Genomic DNA, 1,035 nt, shown 5'->3' on the forward strand with positions numbered 1-1,035 from the left:
AGCATTGCGAGCGAGATCTGATGCGAGCCATGCTTTCACCGCTCCAAAAGCATTTCTTTCTATGCAAGGCACTTGCACCAAGCCTTGAATCGGATCGCACGTCATCCCCAAATGGTGCTCTAAAGCGATTTCTGCCGCATGCTCTACTTGCTCAGGCGTTCCACCCTTTAGAGCACAAGCTCCTGCAGCAGCCATTGCCGATGCAGCTCCCACCTCACCTTGGCAGCCAACCTCTGCACCAGAGATAGAACTATTATGTTTGATCAATCCGCCAATCGCTGCCGCACTCAAAAAGAATGTCAGGATCTGAGCATCACTCAAGCCATGCTCAAAATAGTGATTATCCATGTAATACAACACCGCTGGCACAACGCCCGCCGCACCATTCGTCGGCGCTGTCACGATCAACTCTCCTGCCGCATTTTGTTCATTGACGGCAATCGCGTAAACACTCAGCCATTCATGACACTCTATATTTACAGGGCTTTTCACGAGTTTTTGAAAAAGTGTCGCGGCTCGTCGTTGTACTCTTAAAACTCCGGGAAGCTCACCTTCTGCTTGTAGTCCCTTTTCAACACAGCTCTGCATTGCCCGCCATGTTGTTAAAACATGTTCTGAAAACGTCGTCTCTTCTTGAAAGCACAGTTCATTTTTCAGTTTCATCTCAGCAATGCTTAAAGCCGAATCTCCACTCATGCTTAGCATTTCTTGCGCGTTGCAAAATGGGAAAGAGATATCGACCTGACTTAAGCTCAACACATGCTGATCAAGCTCTTGTTCAACAACAATAAAGCCCCCGCCAATTGATGCATATGACTGTTCTAGCAACACCTCATCATCAACCACTAATTCAAAGCTAAGAAAGTTAGGATGCGGCAAATCAGATCGATCGGTATTCCATATAAGATGAACGGCAGGATCATAATAAATCTCCGTGCCTGATAGCTGTTCTGAAGCCTCTATCTGACACTTTAATACACGAAGATCTACGTCAACCAATTGATGAGGCAAGTAACCATTCAAACCCAGTCGAAC

At 46.5% G+C, this 1,035-nt stretch carries 1 protein-coding gene; it reads right to left on the reverse strand.

The window, feature by feature from the left end; genetic code table 11:
- Positions 1-1,035: L-serine ammonia-lyase (locus A3738_RS02995; RefSeq protein ID WP_068763343.1), on the reverse strand; the 1,035-nt coding region annotated here is incomplete at both ends.

This window comes from Oleiphilus sp. HI0066 (assembly GCF_001635725.1).